This is a genomic window from Vibrio profundi, assembly GCF_005281835.1.
Lineage (GTDB): Bacteria > Pseudomonadota > Gammaproteobacteria > Enterobacterales > Vibrionaceae > Vibrio > Vibrio profundi.
Map to the genome: position 1 here is coordinate 367,232 of NZ_RZIS01000003.1, position 18,491 is coordinate 385,722.

At 42.4% G+C, this 18,491-nt stretch carries 19 protein-coding genes; 14 read left to right on the top strand and 5 right to left on the bottom strand.

Features of this window, described 5'->3' with window-relative positions; genetic code table 11:
• Nucleotides 1–165 precede the first annotated feature (165 nt).
• From ELZ11_RS10455 to ELZ11_RS10470, 4 genes are all read left to right on the top strand, one after another.
• Nucleotides 166–549, top strand: coding sequence for a lysozyme inhibitor LprI family protein (locus tag ELZ11_RS10455; protein ID WP_137357349.1), 384 nt, complete (start codon nt 166–168; stop codon nt 547–549).
• Nucleotides 550–706: 157 nt separating this feature from the next.
• Nucleotides 707–1,294, top strand: a complete 588-nt coding sequence (locus tag ELZ11_RS10460; protein WP_137357350.1) for a YiiX/YebB-like N1pC/P60 family cysteine hydrolase — start codon at nt 707–709, stop codon at nt 1,292–1,294.
• A 105-nt stretch (nt 1,295–1,399) separates the two neighbouring features.
• Nucleotides 1,400–1,969, top strand: coding sequence for a hypothetical protein (locus tag ELZ11_RS10465; RefSeq protein WP_137357351.1), 570 nt, complete (start codon nt 1,400–1,402; stop codon nt 1,967–1,969).
• Nucleotides 1,970–2,119: 150 nt separating this feature from the next.
• Complete coding sequence (locus tag ELZ11_RS10470) at nt 2,120–2,578, top strand: GNAT family N-acetyltransferase (protein WP_244291642.1); 459 nt, start codon at nt 2,120–2,122, stop codon at nt 2,576–2,578.
• A gap of 181 nt (nt 2,579–2,759) precedes the next feature.
• On the opposite strand, the gene ELZ11_RS10475 is transcribed toward ELZ11_RS10470, so the two are convergent.
• Entirely contained in the window at nt 2,760–3,047 is a 288-nt protein-coding gene (locus tag ELZ11_RS10475; RefSeq protein ID WP_244291643.1) for a 2TM domain-containing protein, read from the bottom strand.
• A 314-nt stretch (nt 3,048–3,361) separates the two neighbouring features.
• Between ELZ11_RS10475 and ELZ11_RS10480 the strand changes: the two genes are divergently transcribed.
• From ELZ11_RS10480 to ELZ11_RS10490, 3 genes are all read left to right on the top strand, one after another.
• Complete coding sequence (locus ELZ11_RS10480) at nt 3,362–3,919, top strand: cysteine hydrolase family protein (RefSeq protein ID WP_137357353.1); 558 nt, start codon at nt 3,362–3,364, stop codon at nt 3,917–3,919.
• 152 nt (nt 3,920–4,071) lie between these two features.
• Nucleotides 4,072–4,527, top strand: a complete 456-nt coding sequence (locus ELZ11_RS10485) for a hypothetical protein (protein WP_137357354.1) — start codon at nt 4,072–4,074, stop codon at nt 4,525–4,527.
• Nucleotides 4,528–4,660: 133 nt separating this feature from the next.
• Nucleotides 4,661–4,975, top strand: coding sequence for a hypothetical protein (locus ELZ11_RS10490; RefSeq protein ID WP_137357355.1), 315 nt, complete (start codon nt 4,661–4,663; stop codon nt 4,973–4,975).
• 169 nt (nt 4,976–5,144) lie between these two features.
• Here the strand turns inward: ELZ11_RS10490 and ELZ11_RS10495 are convergent, their stop codons facing one another.
• Nucleotides 5,145–5,942: a TSUP family transporter gene (locus ELZ11_RS10495; protein WP_137357356.1), complete on the bottom strand. Its 798-nt coding sequence runs from the start codon at nt 5,940–5,942 to the stop codon at nt 5,145–5,147.
• Nucleotides 5,943–6,043: 101 nt separating this feature from the next.
• On the opposite strand from ELZ11_RS10495, the gene ELZ11_RS10500 reads away from it, so the two are divergent.
• A complete protein-coding gene (locus ELZ11_RS10500) occupies nt 6,044–6,970 on the top strand; it encodes a LysR substrate-binding domain-containing protein (protein ID WP_137357357.1) in 927 nt (308 codons plus the stop codon).
• A gap of 133 nt (nt 6,971–7,103) precedes the next feature.
• On the opposite strand, the gene ELZ11_RS10505 is transcribed toward ELZ11_RS10500, so the two are convergent.
• On the bottom strand, nt 7,104–8,231 hold the full coding sequence (locus ELZ11_RS10505; protein ID WP_137357358.1) for an FAD-dependent monooxygenase: 1,128 nt from the start codon (nt 8,229–8,231) through the stop codon (nt 7,104–7,106).
• A 153-nt stretch (nt 8,232–8,384) separates the two neighbouring features.
• Nucleotides 8,385–9,332, bottom strand: a complete 948-nt coding sequence (locus tag ELZ11_RS10510) for a LysR family transcriptional regulator (RefSeq protein WP_137357359.1) — start codon at nt 9,330–9,332, stop codon at nt 8,385–8,387.
• A gap of 101 nt (nt 9,333–9,433) precedes the next feature.
• Here ELZ11_RS10510 and ELZ11_RS10515 point away from each other — a divergent pair, with 101 nt between their 5' ends.
• The 3 genes from ELZ11_RS10515 to ELZ11_RS10525 all read left to right on the top strand — a co-directional run bounded on the left by ELZ11_RS10515 (nt 9,434) and on the right by ELZ11_RS10525 (nt 13,925).
• Complete coding sequence (locus tag ELZ11_RS10515; RefSeq protein WP_137357360.1) at nt 9,434–10,792, top strand: MATE family efflux transporter; 1,359 nt, start codon at nt 9,434–9,436, stop codon at nt 10,790–10,792.
• 223 nt (nt 10,793–11,015) lie between these two features.
• Nucleotides 11,016–12,947, top strand: a complete 1,932-nt coding sequence (locus ELZ11_RS10520; RefSeq protein WP_137357361.1) for a diguanylate cyclase domain-containing protein — start codon at nt 11,016–11,018, stop codon at nt 12,945–12,947.
• 141 nt (nt 12,948–13,088) lie between these two features.
• Nucleotides 13,089–13,925, top strand: a complete 837-nt coding sequence (locus tag ELZ11_RS10525; RefSeq protein ID WP_167494662.1) for a substrate-binding periplasmic protein — start codon at nt 13,089–13,091, stop codon at nt 13,923–13,925.
• A gap of 125 nt (nt 13,926–14,050) precedes the next feature.
• On the opposite strand, the gene ELZ11_RS10530 is transcribed toward ELZ11_RS10525, so the two are convergent.
• On the bottom strand, nt 14,051–14,710 hold the full coding sequence (locus ELZ11_RS10530; RefSeq protein WP_137357363.1) for an NAD(P)-dependent oxidoreductase: 660 nt from the start codon (nt 14,708–14,710) through the stop codon (nt 14,051–14,053).
• 118 nt (nt 14,711–14,828) lie between these two features.
• Here ELZ11_RS10530 and ELZ11_RS10535 point away from each other — a divergent pair, with 118 nt between their 5' ends.
• From ELZ11_RS10535 to ELZ11_RS10545, 3 genes are all read left to right on the top strand, one after another.
• A complete protein-coding gene (locus ELZ11_RS10535) occupies nt 14,829–15,719 on the top strand; it encodes a LysR family transcriptional regulator (RefSeq protein WP_137357364.1) in 891 nt (296 codons plus the stop codon).
• Nucleotides 15,720–15,808: 89 nt separating this feature from the next.
• On the top strand, nt 15,809–16,132 hold the full coding sequence (locus ELZ11_RS10540) for a DOPA 4,5-dioxygenase family protein (protein WP_137357365.1): 324 nt from the start codon (nt 15,809–15,811) through the stop codon (nt 16,130–16,132).
• Between the two features lie 346 nt (nt 16,133–16,478).
• On the top strand, nt 16,479–18,266 hold the full coding sequence (locus ELZ11_RS10545) for a diguanylate cyclase (RefSeq protein WP_137357366.1): 1,788 nt from the start codon (nt 16,479–16,481) through the stop codon (nt 18,264–18,266).
• Nucleotides 18,267–18,491 lie beyond the last annotated feature (225 nt).

The following is an 18,491-nucleotide window of genomic DNA, read 5'->3' on the forward strand; positions in this document are numbered from 1 at the left end:
AGCCCATAGAGCTATTGGTAAGTTTCAAAAAAGTAAGCAACAAAGCACCCAATAATAAATTTAATCTGATTCGCAACGCATGGCATTTTTACTATACGTTGGCTTTGGTATTGCGTTACTCATGCTTTAAGGGAGCATGATGTGCTAATGAGTAGGAGTGGTTAAGTGCGTAGATTGTTGGTTTTAATCCTTTGTTGTTCATCGTTCTCATTGTCTGCGGAGAGTAACGCTGAAGATTGTCTATTATTTGGCCCTTTGTGCGAGCTTCAGGCGGATTTTGAGTCGGCAGATAAAGAGTTGAATGATGTTTATAGAAATATAATGAGTCGTATCAATTCAGGAGACTTGTCTGACGGAACCCTTGTGGATTCAGTTGACCTTAAGCAAAGCTTACTCAGCAGTCAGCGAAGTTGGCTCAAGTTCAAAGAGTCCAATTGTGATGCATTTTACGTACTCAATAGTGGGGGGAAACAGCGAAATGAGGCTCGAATGGAGTGTGAAATTGAAATGACCAAGGAGCGTACAAACTATCTGAGAAGTTGGTACTAACTAGGTTTGAGTGCGCACGTAACAATTTGTTCAAGAGTGATTCGGCACGCGTGGCATTTTTAGTATGCGTTGGTTTAAGTGGTTAAGGTGATATACGGAAGCTTCTGTATATCACCTTAACAAGGAATTAGGGCTTACACGATAGAAGGAACTGGTTATGAAAGCTGGAGATTTGATCTTTTCCCAAATAGGGAGTTCGACAAATGCTATATCTTCTGTAACAGAGGGGTACAAAGGTGCCCGAGTTAATCATGTCGGTGTTATTATCGAGAATCATTTTGGTATCTATGTTTTGGAAGCATATTACCCAGAAGTCAAACTGACCAATATCGATACACATATAAGGCGCTCGGCTGACAGTAATGGCAATGCTCGTTATATGCTTGGCAGGTTAAAAAGTGAGTTTATGCACCTTATTCCTAGTGCGCTCGATTATGGTTTGCGACAAAAAAATCTACCATATGACCATCTATATCTAACTGGTGAGTCTTCACTTTATTGTAGTGAGCTAGTTGTAGATATGTTCAAGCATGCAAATAGTGGTGTGGAGTTTTTTCCTGAAAGTCCTATGAGCTTTAGGGATCTTGAAACAGGAGAAGTACATGCTCAATGGATTTCGTACTATCGGTATTTTGGAATGGAGGTCCCTGAACATGAGCCTGGTTCGAACCCTGGGGACCTGAGTAAAGATAGTAAACTGCATGTATACGATGTCGTTGGGGACATTTCTGGATATACGCCCTAACTAGGTGCTTAACGGTGACCCCAAGCGCGTGTCATTATGGCCTAGCAAAAGTATATGCCACAGTTTGGGGTGCGTTATTTTGGCGTTATGACTCAAGGAGGGGTTATGAGAAAGATTATTTTATTTACTGTGGTGTTGCTTTTTGTTGGTTGTAGCAGCTTAGGGAAGCCAGACCAGACAGCGGCAACAGTACAACAATCACTCGAAGAGATATCGAGTCTATTGAGTAATATCAATAAGCAATTGTCAGGGGAAACAGAGCTGGAAATTGATGAAGCAACTATTACTCTGATAGCTCATGGAACGAAATCTGTTGGCGGCGGTTTTGAAGTGGTTAGTTCCGGTAACTTGAAAAGTAACTCATCTAATATAGTGAGGCTGGCTTTTACAGTTGAACCTACAACTAAGGTGCTTGGGGAAAAAAAGGTAGATGAAGATATTGTATATATTGTTTCGCACTTGGCTGAAGCGGTAAAAGTAATCTCCAAAAATCAAGATACTGACTTAAAATCGCTCGTAGTTGAAATGGGGATGAGCATTTCAACTGATAAATCAGGCGGAATTAACATCGAGTTCTTTGGGATTGGGTTAAATGCAGAAGCCAATGAATCTAACTCTTTAGGCAATAGTATCAAGATTAAGCTTGTACAAGTGAACAAAAAACAAGAAATTTAAAAGTGATTCGCAACGCTCGGTGCCTTAAACCCAAGTCAGTTTAGTGCTTATAGCATAATGGGTTAGGTAAGGTGTCAGCGTTGTTCACACTTGATTGGGCGTTATGTAGTTGGAGGAAATATGATCCGGGAAGCAAAAAAGGACGACTGCATGAAACTAGCAGCATTGTCTATAAAAGTCTGGTTGGACACGTATGCGACAGACGGAATTAAAGATGAATACGCTCAATATGTTTTGTCTACTTTTACCCAAGCCTATTTTGCCGAGTTATTAAATACTCCCCAATTCCGTTTGTTAGTAAGTGAAGAGAATCAAGCGCTTCAAGGTTATGTTTTGCTCAATTTAGAATCTTATTATGAGTCACCATTGAGTGGTTTTGAGATCGAAAAGCTCTATGTGGATCAAACTTTAAAGGGGCGGGGTTTAGGTCGAAAGCTTTTAGACGAAGTGGAGAGCCGGTTTGGTAAGAGGTATTGGCTTTACACTTGGGTTGAAAATGAATCCAACGGTTTTTATGAACATCTGGGTTTTAAGAAGGTTGGGCTTCTTAGCTTTGAATTTGCGGGGGCGAAAATAGACAATAATGTGTACCAGTCAGTACACACATGACAAATTGTTCAAGAGTGATTCGACACGAGTGGTATTTTTACTATGCGTTAGCTTTCTAAAGAATCACCATCGATTTTTTGCGATTGCTGATGCCGAGGAATTATAGGAAGCTGGGACTCTAGTCTCTGATTCTGTAAATTGGTGGAATAAATGCTTAAACCACCAATTTGTATGTGTCGGTTCATTTACGTAGCTTAGTTAAACGCTTTTCCACTTCTTTTTTCTCCCAGTCATTCCCTAAAAAGTTAAATATCTCAAATGCATTGATTGCATGTGAAACCACAAACATTCCCCAGCCTAAAGCTGGATAAATAGCCCAAACTTCCTCAGTGCCAGTTACGAAATTAATGACAAATAATAGGCATATTACCGATAGGTATTTGGTTAAGTGCGCGTAAAACTCTTTTATCTTTTGAACTTGAGCTATTACTTGTTCTTGCTGATTGGTCGTGTGCATTGTTTTATCCATTTTACGGTCCTTTTCTTTCATCTGATACAGAGAATAATAAATGTAGTTATGGGTGCCGGGGTTTCTTTGCGACGAAATGTTGTAAAGGGGGAGTGAAGTGTCGATAACTAGGATAAAGTGTTTAGGCCTGAGGAATACGAACCAAAAGTAGCGTTCTTGAGTTTGTCATTCCTCTGGGGCTACAAGCCCATAAATAGGGGCTTAAACTGCTTGGTGTCACAGTTTTCGTTAAGTGCGTATATCACAATAATTTGGTTCAAGGGGATGGCGTCTTTCGAGCCTTAATATGGTGTTAGCGTTTCAGGGAGGTTATCGTGACCAAATTGCTACTAGTTATTGATATGCAAGAGGACTTTTTCCAGCAAGGTAGACTCGCTGAAAAAAGAACGGAATTTACTCGCTCATTGAACGAGTTGGTACACGCATTTCGTCGAGAAAGTCAGAAGATTATTTGGGTGCGCCAAGTTTTTAAAGAGGACTTGTCAGATACCTATTTAGCGTTACGGCAATCGAGTGAAAAATGGACTATTGAAGGTACTACTGGCTGCGAACTATTAAGTGAATTGTCTCGACATCCGGAAGAGCATGAAGTTATCAAAAAGCGCTATAGCGCTTTCTTTGAAACAGACCTTGATAACATCATAAATGAAATATCACCTAATGAAATTGTAATTGCAGGTGTCAATACTCATGCCTGCGTGAGAGTCACCGCTATCGATGCATATCAACGCGACTACCATTTATTATTGGCTAAAGAGTGCATCGATTCATATGATCAAGGTTGTCATGATGAATCATTTGGATACATGGTAAATAGTGGCATCGGAATTCCATTATCCAACACTGAGATTATCGATAGATTGAAAAGCTAACAATAAAACTAAGAGTGATTCACAACGCGTGGCGCTTTGACTTCAAGTGAATATAGTATTTGACTTAGGTAGCGGTAGCGGTAGCGGTAGCGGTAGCGTTATCCACACTTTAATTTAGCGTTAAATTTTAATTGGTATAAGAGGAGTCAAAAATGGAACATTGGCCAAAACCAAGAGAAATCGTTAGAAGCGGAAACTTTCCGTATATATTCAAAATATCTGATGACTTTGACTATCAAACGGAATGGAAGCTTGAAGAACCTTTTGACTCCAAGTGGTTAAGAATTTCAATCGATGGGTTAGTGACGGTAAAGGCAAACGAAAATGGTTATAGTTGGGATGGTTGCACGCCCAAGGTGAGCGTTCTAAATTTATTTATTCTTGGTGTCCCAGACGGACACGTAAACTATAGAACAATGAAACCGTATACTTACGATGCGTCTTTAGTCCATGATGCCTTATATCAATATCTAGATACAGTACCAATATCTAAAGCCGAAATAGACTTGCTGTTTCTTGAGATGCTAGGTGATTTTAAGCTAAGAAAACTGTACTACTTCTTCGTCACTAAGTTTGGCGGGAAAAATGTTGTACAAAAGGGAATTTAGCAAAGCGTTCGAAACGCGCTTTCAGTACTGGCGTAGCAGCGAAAAATCAAAGTTCAGGTAATTTTGAGTTGTATTGTAGTGTTGCTAGCTCTTAAAACGGCGTCAGGGTGTATCGATAATAAGGGCATGTAGCTTGAAAGTTCAGCTTGGTATCGTTTTAGCCTTGGTTGTTGCTATAACCGCTTCTGCCGTTGCTGATGAGTTAGATTTTTCTCAGTTTAAAGGTAAATCCTACGATGCGGTGAAGCATGATTCTTTTTTAGCTAAAGGGTGGGAGATTGTGCCTAACGAAGAGGACGAAAGTTCTTTCAGTAGGCAATACCCCGAGGTTACATGTGGTTCAGGCTCAATGGAAATTTGTTCTGTAGGCTCTCGTCACGAACATCATTCAGTGGCTTTTGTTGTCATCGGTTTTAGTGATGAGCTAATTGTTTCTGAGGAATACTAAATCTGTCTTTAATAAACGGGTTAAAACAGGTTTCCAGCGATTGTTTTAATCGCTGGATTTTTCATGCCCAAAACTGCGTTTCGTAAAAACGAATGCTGAGCTGTTTAGGTGCCAACAGCGTTAATACGTAATTTAAGTTGATCTAATCAGTATTCTTAAGCGTAAGGACTTATGAAATAAAGCTGTAGTGACCGATTTGTTCGTACAGTAGTTTACCTGTCATCACGACCGTTACTGAGATGAATATTGGTCGGACTAAAGTATCGCCTTTTGAAATTACCATTTTGCTGCCAACCAAAGACCCAATGATTTGCCCCAGCCCCATGATTAATCCCACTGCATAATTCACATGGCCGACTGACATAAACAATAACAACGAAGCGATATTGCCCATTAGATTGAGTGGCTTCGTCATAATGGTGGCTTGTTTGGCTGTGTAGCCAAGTAAGGCGACAAATGCGACCATCCAGATAGATCCAGTACCAGGCCCGAAGAACCCATTGTAAAATCCGATACTTAACCCACCGAAAATCATGAACTGCTTAACAGACAGTGTGGCTTCTGATGCTGAGGTGCTTTTCAATCGTTTAGAGAATATTGAATATACCGTTATTGCCACCATCAAAATTGGTAACAAGACTTCCAGTACTTCTTTGTCGAGTAGGTTTACCGAGAAAGCACCGACAGAGGCGCCTATTGCAGTAAAAGCCAACCCAATAAGTAAACCTTGAGTATTCATCTGCTTGGTGAGGAAGAAGGTAATTGAAGTTGTAAGTTCACCAATCACGGCTTGCAGTCGGTTAGTACCTAGAACCGTCATAGGTGACATTCCCGATAGCATAAGGCTAGGGACGGTGATCAGCCCACCACCACCTGCAATCGCATCTACAGCGCCCGCAATGATCGAGATACAAAACAGCATGATTAATAACTCGCTACCTAATGCTGACCCAAACAAACTTTCCATTCTTGTATTCCTACTCAATAAAACAATTGAGCGTATTTGTAACATTGATGTGTATGTAGTTAAATTAACGGAAAGTTACTCTATCATTTAGGTAAAACTTAATGCTTACCTCTCAAGAGATTGAATTTTTCGTTAATGTTGCGTCGAGTAAGTCGTTAGCCGCCGCAGCGCGCAAAATGGATGTCACACCTCCTAGTGTTTCACAAAGGCTACAGTTAATTGAAAAGAAGCTAGAAACGACTTTGGTCGAGCGTAGTTCTAGGGCGATTTCTCTGACTGCTGAAGGGGAAACGTTAGCCAAACGTGGAAGAGTTTTACTCAATGAACTTATGTCTCTAGAAGAGGATATATCCGCCACTAAAGAATCAATATCGGGATTACTCCGTATTACCTCGCCGATAGGTTTGGCTATTCAGCATATCGGGCCGATTGTTTCTGAGTTCCAGTTGCAGTACCCGCATATAAAGGTAGAGCTTGAGGTGTCTGACGCGCCAAAATGGCAAACACATAACAGCCCAGATCTAATGCTCTATATTGGCCATCTACAAGATTCGAATTTGAAGCGAGTGAAACTCAGATCCAACAGAAGAATGTTGTTGGCCGCTCCAAAGTACTTAAAATCGGCGCCGCCACTTAACCATCCGAATGATTTGGTCAATCATCGTTGCATCGTGCTTCGGGAAAATGATGAAGATGCAACGATGTGGCGCTTCCTTGATGAACAGGCCAATCAAACGTGTAGCGTAAGAGTTAAAGCCGCGCTATCTAGCAATGTTGGGCAAGTAATTAAAGATTGGTGTATCGCAGGCGGAGGAGTGATGCGGCGCTCGCATTGGGACGTTGTAAAAGAGTTAGAGTCGGGTGAGCTGGTTCATCTATTGCCAGACTTTACTTTTCCGGAAGCTGATATGGTGGCGTTGCTTGCGACTGAAAGTAAAAGTCGTCCTAAAAAGGTTCAGGTATTTTTAGACTTTATGAAAGAACACTTAGGTCAGCGTTTAGATATCACAAGTATGAGTGGCGAATAGTTTGAGTGCCATTGTAGTTAATTGCCGCGCGTGGAATCTGGTTATCGTCGTATTCTGGTTTAGTCGGCAATACTCGACATGAGACTTGTGATAAAGCCTAAGCGTTTGGCTTAGGCTTTGAATGGTGGAATGTTTAGAAAGGGGATTCGCTATTTACTTGGGTAAACGCCTGGTAAAGCTCAGCCACTTCCAACGGATCGAATGCTTCTTTGTAGGTCAATTCACTTAGGCGGTGGGTGATCTCTTGTAGTTTGTGAGAGCGAGCCTGAGTGCGTTTTTGGTAACGTTTGAATGCATCTTGTGTGTGATTGAAGTTCGACGATAAACATTGCGCTAGCACATATGCGTTTTCAATGCCTAGGCTGAAGCCGATTCCCATCGTCGGTAATACTGCGCAGCATGAATCTCCCAGCAGTACTGCGTTGTCGCGATACCAATTATTGAATGGAGCAATATCAGTTAGCGGTGAAGGCATGATTTTCGATTCAGGGGTCTCTTTAATCATATCCAGTAAGAATGGTGAATAATGAGAGAACTTAGATAGTATCGTGTCTTTGTTGAGTGTTTCATTTGGTTCAACTGAGCATGCAGCAAACCAATATTTCCCCTGAGTTTCGCGATCATAGGTGTAAGTCACAATACGTGATTTGTCACCAGCAAACACATAGCATTCGTCGTCACTAATTTGGTCGGCTTGGTAATCAATAGTACCGCGACAGCAATATACGTTAGGTTGTCTTAGCGTTACATCCGGCGCGACAAACTTACGAACCTGTGAGAACACACCGTCAGCGCCTACAATTACATCCGCTTCGAGTGGTTCACCGTTGATCAGAATCGTCGCTTTCCCGTTGTCGCTGTTATTTTCAACGGTACAGTGCTGATTAGTCATGATAATATCGTCACCTAGCTCATCTAGTAACAATTGATACAAGCGGCTTCGATGAAACAACCCAATAGGTGCATTAGCGTGAGTAGGTGAGTCGCCCATATCTAGACGATTGATAAGCTGGCCGCTAGCGGTTTGTGTATTGATGAGGTGGACCTGATTACATGAAGCTTTCACCTTATTCACCCCGACGAGTGAGGCGAGAACTTGCATGCCTTCTGGCCACATTATGATGCCCGTGCCATCTGCACGAGGCTGTTCAGCCTTTTCGTAAATACGAGCTTGGATGCCAAATTTTTTAAGCGCTAACGCAAGTGCTAGGCCGTTTAAGCCTGCTCCAACAATAGCAACATTTAGACGTTGATTTTCCATGACTTTCTCCGAAGTGTAGCGCCAGATTATGGTTTCCAGCTGCGTGCGTACCATATGGTATTCGTAGTGAGAAAGAAACCCGATTAGTGGTTTTTACAGAGAACGTCAAAGTAATCGAAGATAGCTGCTTATTATTTGTTAGATTATGGGTGACTAATCGATCACACCACACCACTGGTATTGTTTCGCTAAGTGTCTCAGGGTGTTGATTTCTTGTTCCGTTTCTTGCTTTAACCATTCAATGAGATCGTCAATCACTTCTGAATGGGTGCGCTGGTGACCATAGTATGTCCATGCGCTGCGTTGAATTTTTGCGTGTTGAGGGCAGTATAAAAAGCCACGTTCCAGTTCTTGTAAGACCAACAATAGGTCGGTGACGGTCGCACCTTGGCCCGATAAGCATGCACTGAGCGCCAAATCTAGCGACAGGAAACTCGTATTTCGAACCCTTGTTGAAGGAGGAAATTCGACGTCGGCTAACCAAACTTTCCAGTCATGGTGGTCTAGTGTTGGGTGTAGCCTTGGCATAGTGAGGATAGAATCGAGGTCAGGCAGATCTGACGCGATATTTTTAGCGCAAACGGGCGCCATAAACTCTTCACGTAAATAGAAGACGTTTGGCTTGTTTTCATAGTGATTTTTCAATCGAGTATGGAAAATCAATAAGTCATAGTCTTTGCTTTCGAGTGCCTCGTCTTCTTCTATCACCGGAATGATGACGATCTCGTAGTCTGGGTAACGTTCGTTTAGCACCATTACTTTTGAAATGAGCACGCGCGTAGCAAAACTTAACGCCGCTTTAATCACGATTCTTTTCTGTTTCGGTGCTTTCCAAGAACCAATTAAAGACTCCAAAGAAGCGTAGTTGTCCCTTAATACTAGATAGAGCTCTTCACCTTGAGTCGTGAGTGAAATTGCTCGATGCTGCCGAACTACTAAGGATACGCTCAGCTCATCCTCAAGTTGTTTTACCTGACGACTGACGGCGCTCTGAGTGACATTAAGCTCATCGGCTGCTAGCGTAAAACTCATCAGCCTTGCAACAGATTCGAACGCTCTTAATCCGTTGTGTGAATAAGGTAAATTTGAATAAGGGGTCATAATGTGTTCGCATGAGTTTTTGGAATGTTAGATTGACAGATAAATCAATTGAGCACCATCATTATAAGTCGTATTTTTGAGCCAAATATACTGAGGCTCGTATGAACAAAATTCTTTCTCTTGCATTCCCATTGATCATTTCACAATTGATCTCCATGGCACTGGTGTTAACCGATGTATGGATGATGTCGCGCATTAGCGTTTCTGCGCTGGCCGCTGGTGGCTTAGGTGCGTCAATCTACTTCTTTATTTTTATCGTCGGCAGCTCGACAGTTGGTTGTGTCGCAAACCTAATTGCAATTGCGTATGGTCAGAGAGTCGCTAGGCCAGAACACGGCAACAAACAAATACGCTTAGCAGTTAAAGGGGCAGTGTTATTGTCGTTTGTCATGAGTGCTATTTTGATGGCGTGCTTCTGGATGGCGCCAATGGTGTTAGAAGCTGCGAAACAGCCCCAAGAAGTGATCACACTGGCAATGGAATATGTGCATGCGCTGAAGTGGGTAATGCTTCCATCTTTAATTTTGTTGGTTCTACGAGGCCTAACGAGCGCGTTTGGTAACGTACGCTCAATCCTTGTCATGTCAGTCATCACTGTGGTGCTAAACGTGCCAATTAGCTATGTGATGACGTTTGAATTCGATATGGGCTTAACGGGTTTAGGCTTAGGTACTGCGATTGCTGCGCTTATTGTGATGTTGGGTTACACCTGGTGGGTGTTCAAACAGGCAGAGTTTTCTTCTTTTGCTCCTTGGCTTAACTTAGAAGAGTATTCGTTCAAGCTGATGACACCATTATTGTTAATGGGTTTACCTATTGCGGTAGCGGCGCTGCTTGAGCACGGGCTTATTTACGGTGGCACTTTAATGGCCGGTACTATTAGTATCGCTTCGTTGGCATTGCACCAAATTTTGCTTCAATGCTTGAGCTTCACATGGAACTTCAATTTTGGCTTTTCTCAAGCAGCTGCAATCTTGGTTGGTCGAGATTACGGCCAGCAAAATTATGATGGTATTAAACGAACTTCGATTCAAAGCTTCGTGTTAGTAACGGCATTGAGCGTAGTGCTATCGGGTATATTCATCATTTGGCCTGAAGTGATTGCAGAGCTATTTAAGCTAGATGATGGCACTAATGGAATGTCTACGTTATTGACATCGGTGATTTGGGTCGTGGCATTGTGTTTTATTGTTGATGCGTGGCAGTTGCTTGCAATTAATTTACTACGTGGAATGAAGATCGTTTCTATGCCAACTGTGATGACGGCGATTGGCTATTGGTTGTTTGGTTTACCCGCAGCATGGTTGTTGATGGATGCATATCAATTAGCAGGTATCTGGGCTGGTATCGGAGTGGGATTAGGCGTGACAGGAGTCTTGCTATTGGTGCACTTAATGGTCGTCCTTCGCAAACACAAAGCGCCGACAGCTCCACAAACAGGCTTGTGTAGCGCTTCATAATGTCTTTCAGCCACTGATGTCGAATGGTATCAGTGGTTAATCATACTGAGTGCTTGCTCTTTGCTTCTATACTTTGAATTACTCGCGGCTTTAATTTATTGAAATAATGTAGCGAGCCAAGGTGTTGATAATAGAGAGGCAGCTAGGCGGCGGATTTTATATTGTCGTATTTATAGCCTCATAGTAACATCGCGGCAGCTATGAGTGTGAAGGGTACCTCGGTATGAGAAATGGCGTATTGCTGTCAGTATTGGTCGTTGGTTTTATCGCGTTGACTGCGGTTACAGTAGACACGGTATTACTCCAACCAGACAGCGCAGCTTCTTCAAGCATCGCACCGTTTGATCCAGAAGACGAACTCAATCTCTCACCGATAGGTCGAGAGTTAATATCGATTCACCGACTTGCTAAAACAGACTCCGTGCAGGCTTTAGAACTGCTTTCCTCGTTACAAGAACAATTCGAACAAACATTTACTCCTACTCAAAAAGCGTATTGGCTACTCACGCGAATGAACATTGCATATCGCCAGCAAGAGCTTGCGCTTGTACCTAGTTTAACGACTCAGCTAACGGACTTAGAACAAGCGAACCATTTAGATTGGCTTAAGGCGCAGTTACTGAGCAGTGAAGCGGTAAGGCAAGTCCAACACGGAGAACTGGAAGACGCGAACGAGTTAATTGAGCGGGCAATTAAAGTCGCAGAAGATATTAACGCGCTATTTCTATTGCCAAAAGCTTACAATGCCGCTGGGTATGTAAGTAACTCTATGAATCAGCTAATTGAAGCGCAACACTATTTTACTCGAGGCCTACGAGTGGCGAGAGAGCTTGGTGATGAGCAATATATTAGTACGATTCTCAATAATTTGGCGCTGTTATATTTGCACATAGAAAAATGGGATAAAGCTCTTGAGTATCTAAAGCAAGCTCATGACTTAGCTGTAAAGAATGGCGTTGACCAACCAGAAACTTTGCAAATAATCATGCTCAATACCTCTTATGTTTACAAAAAGCTGGGTAACGTTGAGCAAGCATTGCGTGCATACAAAGAGTCGCTGCAGTATTACGACGAAAATAACGCTGATGTTCGTCAGAAGATGATCAAGCTAAAAGGTGACGCAGAGATATCCTTATTGGTAGACGACTTTGCTACCGCGAACAGTGCTTCGTCTCAATGTATTAGTCTGCCGTTGGCGCAAAGCTATCCACTTGAATACGGGCAGTGCCATTTACTCAAGTCGAGAGCATTATTCGAAACTGGGGAATATGAGCAAGCTCTGGTTACCATCAATGCTGCAATTGTCACTTTCCAGTCAATAGACCATGATCGCTGGTTGATTCGAGCGTATGAGCATAAATCTAAGGTATTTGAACGCTTGGATGAACCTCAATTAGCGTTAGAGATGTATCGAACTTTTCATCATGAAGACAAACAGCAACTTTTGACTAAAGTGTACGATTTGGAGCGCGCGTTCGCCACTGAGCAAGTACAGCAAGAAAAGGAATTGCTGGATGTAGAAAAGAAATTGACCGAGCTGCAGTTAAGTAAGGAAAAGTTGAGATTGCAGTTGGCTTATGTATGGATAGGTTTGGTTGCTGCCGTGCTTGTATTGGTTTTACGTAAGGCCTTTTCTGTCGAAACTAAGAATAAAGAACTGGAAACGCTCTCCAATGTTGATCAACTGACCAAGTTAAACAACCGCCGTTTCTATCATAATCAATTGTCATCAAATGGGGTGCTGGATGCAGAGGTTTTGTATCGAGTCGTACTCTTGGATTTGGACCACTTCAAACAAGTTAACGATAAGCATGGTCATGACGTGGGCGACGAAGTTTTGATAGAGACCGCCAAACGTTTAAAGAACCTAGCCGCAGAGAGTGAATTATTGATCCGTTGGGGAGGGGAAGAATTCCTATTGCTAATTAAAGACGATGTGATAGTCGAGCAGCGCGTCCATCAGGTATTAGAAATCATAAACCAGTCACCGTATGTAACAGCTGTGGGTGAACTTGATATCACGACGTCCATTGGGGTGAGTTTGCCTGCATCGTCAGCTGAATTGTCCAATGATGACGGGTATTTCCGAAAGGCCGATCAGAACTTATATGAAGCAAAACGCTCGGGGCGGAATAGAGCCGTTTTTCCTTTATAATCTCTAGATTTACCTAATAAAAAACTAGTGTTGAATTTGTAATAAAAGTATTGTTTTATAATAACCTATACTGATAGATATAATACTTATAATGCCGTGTGATTTGGCACACGATATGCGCGTAATTCAGGGATGGAAGTAGTGGCTGCACAGGCATATTTTAGCAATATTGGCAAATTTAGAAGCAGCGTTGCTTCCGCTTTATTGCTGTTTTCAATTTTATTTAGTGTGCTCATTAGCACTCAGTCTAAAGCTCAAACACTCAAAATCGGTGTCGGTGAGTGGCCTCCGTACATTTCAGAAAGCATTGAAAAAAACGGATTCCTCACTGATTTGATTGTCGATATTCTAGCCGAGGCAGGTTACGACTCTGAGGTGATGTTTTTCCCGTGGAAACGAGCATACAGCAACGGGGTCAAAGGAAACATCAACCTAACTGCTGTATGGATGTATAAACCTGAGCGTGCGGCAGATTACTACTACAGTGATCCGATATTAACCGAGCAATTTGTCTTCTTTCATTTAAAAGACAAGCCATTCGATTGGAATCAGCTTGAGCAGTTGTGGGCCTACACAATAGGTGGCGATATCAAGTACAGCTATGGTGCTGAGTTCGATAGCTTGTTAGCAAGCGAAAAGCTCACCATGGTGCGTGAGCATTCCCCTGAACTTAATTTTAGAAAGCTTATCAAAGGCCGTACTGATTTATACATTCAAGAAGTGAACGTTGGCTACTCGACATTGATGACAGAGCTTGCTGACAAAAGGCCATTAGTTACCCACCATCCAAAGCCAGTGTTAAATAACTATAGCTACGTGCTTTTCCCTAAAAGCCTTGAAGGTAGTCCAGAGTTACTTAAAAACTTTAACGCGAAACTAAAAGAATTCCGTGAAAGCGGGAAATACCAAACTTATTTTGATGCGTTCAAAAGTGAGCAATACCCTTTGAAAAACACTCAGGCTGAACGAGCAGAGTAAGCTGTCTTTTGTGCGCCAACTAACCACTAAGTGATACCCCCTAAAAAGGGGCATACGAAATCCTTGTTTCGTTAACCACCCCTTCAAACGTAGCACAGGAGCCATAAGGCGTTTTCGTTCCAGAGTTAAGTTGCTACGTAAACGGCTTTGTTTATGTAATTACTTTCTTTAACTTGGCTAACTAAGAAATCAGCCAATGACTGGGTTGAAATAGTCCCACCTTGAAAACGACTATTACTGGTTTTAAGCGGGGCTTTCGCTGGGTCATCGTCCATTTTCGCGGCACGAGCGATGGTGTAGTAAATATCACTTTTCTGAAGAAGACAAAGTTCATTTTGTCTATCAACGGTCATTTCCCCAAGGATCTTGTGCGCGACACGGGTAAGCATGAAGTTCATGAACCAACTGTTGTTATCGTCAGGGTGCTGAAGGCTTGCGCCGCCACATAGAATAAACCTGTCGATACCGTGCTCTTTCATAATTGGGAGCAAAAGTTCGGTGCTTTTGGTCGAGGTATGTTCTTTGGCGGAAACTTTCGCAGCTTTTAGGCTTTGGTTCATGCCGGAAGGACCTAGTGTAGAGACTACAGCAATGGTCCCATGAACTAATGCCTCCAATGCTCCTTTATCAGTAGCACTGCCAGTAATAACTGTGATATGTGGATGATGAGGGACTTTTGATGGATCGCGAGCTAGTACATTGAGTGCATAGCCTTGTTCAATCGCCGTTTTAATCACTAATTTACCGACACGCCCTGTGCCACCAATGATTGCGAGTTTTTGCATGATTTTTACTCCTTACTCGAGATAGGAGTAGTGTATAGCGCTTCATTGTTGGTAATAAGTGGTCTTAAAGGTAACAGTTTGATACTGTTTTGGTATCAATGGTGGCGTGGTAGATGCAATGGTTAATTATTTAAAATCGATAGCTATTTTTTCGTGTGTGGTCGAAACAGGCAGTTTTACAGCAGCTGGAGAAAAGCTATCGATGCCTAGAGGAAAAGTCAGTGAACAAGTGGCGAGGCTTGAAGCGCACTTAGGTGTGAAGTTGTTACAACGTAGCACTCGAAAGGTGGTGGTAACAAAAGAAGGCGTCGCATTTCACCACAAAGTAAAATCAATACTGCCATCTGCGATTGAGGGGCTTGAAGAAGTCAAAAGCTTTGAAGATGACATCAAAGGGGCGATTAAAATCACCACAACGCAAGATCAGTACGAAACCTTGCTACTGCCGATCTTGAAAGAATTTACCCACCAATATCCGTTGGTCACGTTTGATTTTCTGATCACCGACCAAACCCAGTCAATCATCGACGACTCCATTGATTTAGCGATTCGATCAGGTGATCTTCCTGATTCCAACTTGATAGCAAAGCCTTTAGTGACGACTAAGTTAAAACTGTATGCTTCACCAAATATGGTTGCGATACCTCAGAGCATTGAAGAATTAGCTGAATGCGCATGGGTGAATGTGAAGATGGAGTCAGTGATGGCCTCGATTTCATTGGTTGATGAAAACGGCAATATTCACTCAATCACACCGAATTATGTACACCAAGCAAATAATATCGCCAGTTATGTTCCGTTAATCGAGCAAGGGTTTGGCGTTGGTTTCCTTGCAGAAATTACGGCCGAACGTTTAGTTGAAACGCAACAATTGGTTCCTGTGCTCACCGACTTCTACTTACAGGAATTACAGCTGTCGCTGGTGTATCCGGTTAGAAAGCAGATGGCCAAACGAACACGGCTATTGGTTGATTTTATCCATGAAAAGTTAGGTCAAGGTAGGCCTTAAGTTATTCTGTGATTTAAGTAAAAATTAGTGTGAACCTAGATCAGTGAAGCGTTACACTAAACGTAATAAATATAAGAAAGGAAATACTGATGTATCACGCACACGTATATTTTGCGTTAAGAAATGTTGAGCCTGCGGAGGCACTTCGTAAGCGAATAATCGCAGAAAGAAAAGACGTGCTAGAAACTTTCCCGCTGGTTCAAAGGCTGGTTGGGCCACATAAAATGCCAATGTTTGAAATGCACTTTCTAAATAATGATCACAAAATTATTGAGTGGTTAGACGAAGCTCGTGGCGACATGTCTGTTCTGATTCATCCGGTGACGGGAGGAGAAGAGACGCTAGACCATACTGAGCGTGCAATCTGGCTAGGCCGTGAACTCGGTGTCTTCGAAGAAACCTTATCGAGCTAATCATGCGTACCAAGCATTTTATCTGAGGTGCTTGGTTACGTTTCCCCTAAGGGTTGGAACTCTTCTCTTTACGTCCTTCAGCACAAAGCGAACGCATCTAAGGCCTCATTGGGAGTACCATTTAGTTTTATTCTCTAGTGAGAGTCTATTAATTTCGATTGCCAGCTTTTCTATATAGAAGATTTCTCATAGTCTCAAAAATGAGTCAACTCATTATTTATAAAATTGCCAAATATAAGTGATTGATAAATAAAATTAAAATATCACTATTGCATCGCAAAACCCTGAATGACATCTAACCCAGATACTTCTAAGCTTATGAAAGGTATGGACGTTAGGAGTATCCATGGGAAAGTTTCGTGACCCGCTAATGGTGATGGTGTTCTTTGCTGGTGTCATTTTTATCGGCTTACAAGGCCTTGCGATTATTGAAAAAGAGCATCGCTTGACGGTTGGAAAGTCGCTTAATGCGGTTATTCATACGATAGACGAAGCATTAACGTTGTGGTCGAACAACCACCGTGTCAAAGCCGAAACGATTGCTCGTCGACATGAAGTCGTTTCCCTTACTGAACAATTACTCACCTCCAGTAGTCGCGCTCATACTCAATACCTGCAGAAACAAATCAGAGAACTACTCAATCCCGAGATTATCGCTTTTGGTTATCAGGGCTTTTTCATTATTGCGCTTGATGCGGTCAATATGAGCTCAATGCGTGATGTTAATCTAGGTGAAACCAATCTTATAGCGCTACAGCGAGGGGACTTGTTCGATAAAGTCGTCGCTGGTCAGGCGCTAATTGTACCGCCGATATTGTCGGATGTGCCATTAATGAGCCGTGATAACCAAATGCGAACGCTTCCTCCCACCATGTTTGCCGCCGCCCCAATTCGAAATGCTAAAGGAGCGGTAATTGCTGTGCTCGCGATTCGGATAGACTCAATTAATAGTTTTAGCCGCATAATGCGTTTAGGAAGAATAGGGGATACTGGTGAAACTTATGCCTTTGATTCTCAGGGGATCATGCTGACTGAAAGCCGATTTGAAGACGAGCTCTTCTCACTGGGTATTATCAACCGAAAAGAAGGTTCAAGCCTTAACATTCAGTTATTGGATCCCCAAGCGGACCTAACGACTGGCGAGCAATCTTCTGTTCCGGTTTCTGAAAGGTCGTTTACTTACTCGGTAAAACAAGGTCTATTGAAAGCGAATGGGTTTAATGTTGAAGGTTACCGAGATTACCGAGGCGTTAAGGTGATGGGATCATGGAGTTGGCATAGTGAACTTAATATAGGCATTGCAACGGAAATTGACGTATCAGAAGCAATGAATTCTTTTGTCATCTCAAGAAATGCCATTCTTGGAAGCTTATGTTTGACCGCAATATTGGCGGCAGCGCTGTCGTTAATCATGGTTCGAAATCGTTCGAAAGCTCTTGAGTACATGTCGCAAAATCAAACTGCGCTTGAAACACAGGTGGCAGAACGTACGGAAAGCTTGATGAAGATGAATACCGATTTACAGAGCCAGATTATTGAACGAGTACGAACTGAAGAAAAGCTGAAACGCGTTCAACAAGATCTTGAAGGTAGCAATCGAAAACTCAAAACCTTGGCTTCGAGTGATGGCTTAACTGGGATTCCAAATCGACGTGCGTTTGACAATAAACTCAGTGAGCTATGGAAGAAAGCCTTAAAGCGAAATGCGCCAGTTTCGTTACTTATGATGGATGTCGATGATTTCAAGAAATACAACGATACCTATGGTCATCAAGCGGGAGATGTGTGCCTAAAAAGTATCGCCAAGATTCTTGAACTCGATAACGGGCGTGATGTTCCACAAGATATTGTGGCTCGATATGGGGGAGAAGAATTTGCGATGATTTTAAGTAATACAGATTTTGGGGAAGCCTTGAAAGTTGCAGAAATGGTGAGACGAAATCTAGCGTTTGCTGAAATCCCATTTTCAAATACCGGCGTGGAAGGACAAAAAATAGTCACCATGAGCATTGGAGTGGCAACGCTGACACCATCCGTTGGACAGGGCTATGAATCCCTGATTAAGCAAGCTGATGAAGCGCTATATCAAGCGAAAGCTCGGGGGAGAAATCGAGTTGAAGGTGCAAATAGCTGAATACAAGGTAATAAAAAGTACCTTCAGGGGCTCTGCTAAAGGCATAGACCGGAAAAGTGAGGGGGGCCTTTTCAAATTCTAAGTTAGTTTGTATGAGCGAATTAAGCTGTTGAGGCTTTCTTTTCGTTATTGTCTGACATCTTTTTAAATGTAGCGTAACCAAAGTCTGTTACCGCCGCAATCGCCTCAAGGTACATAAGAATTGGTGAGATAGCGCCCGGAATC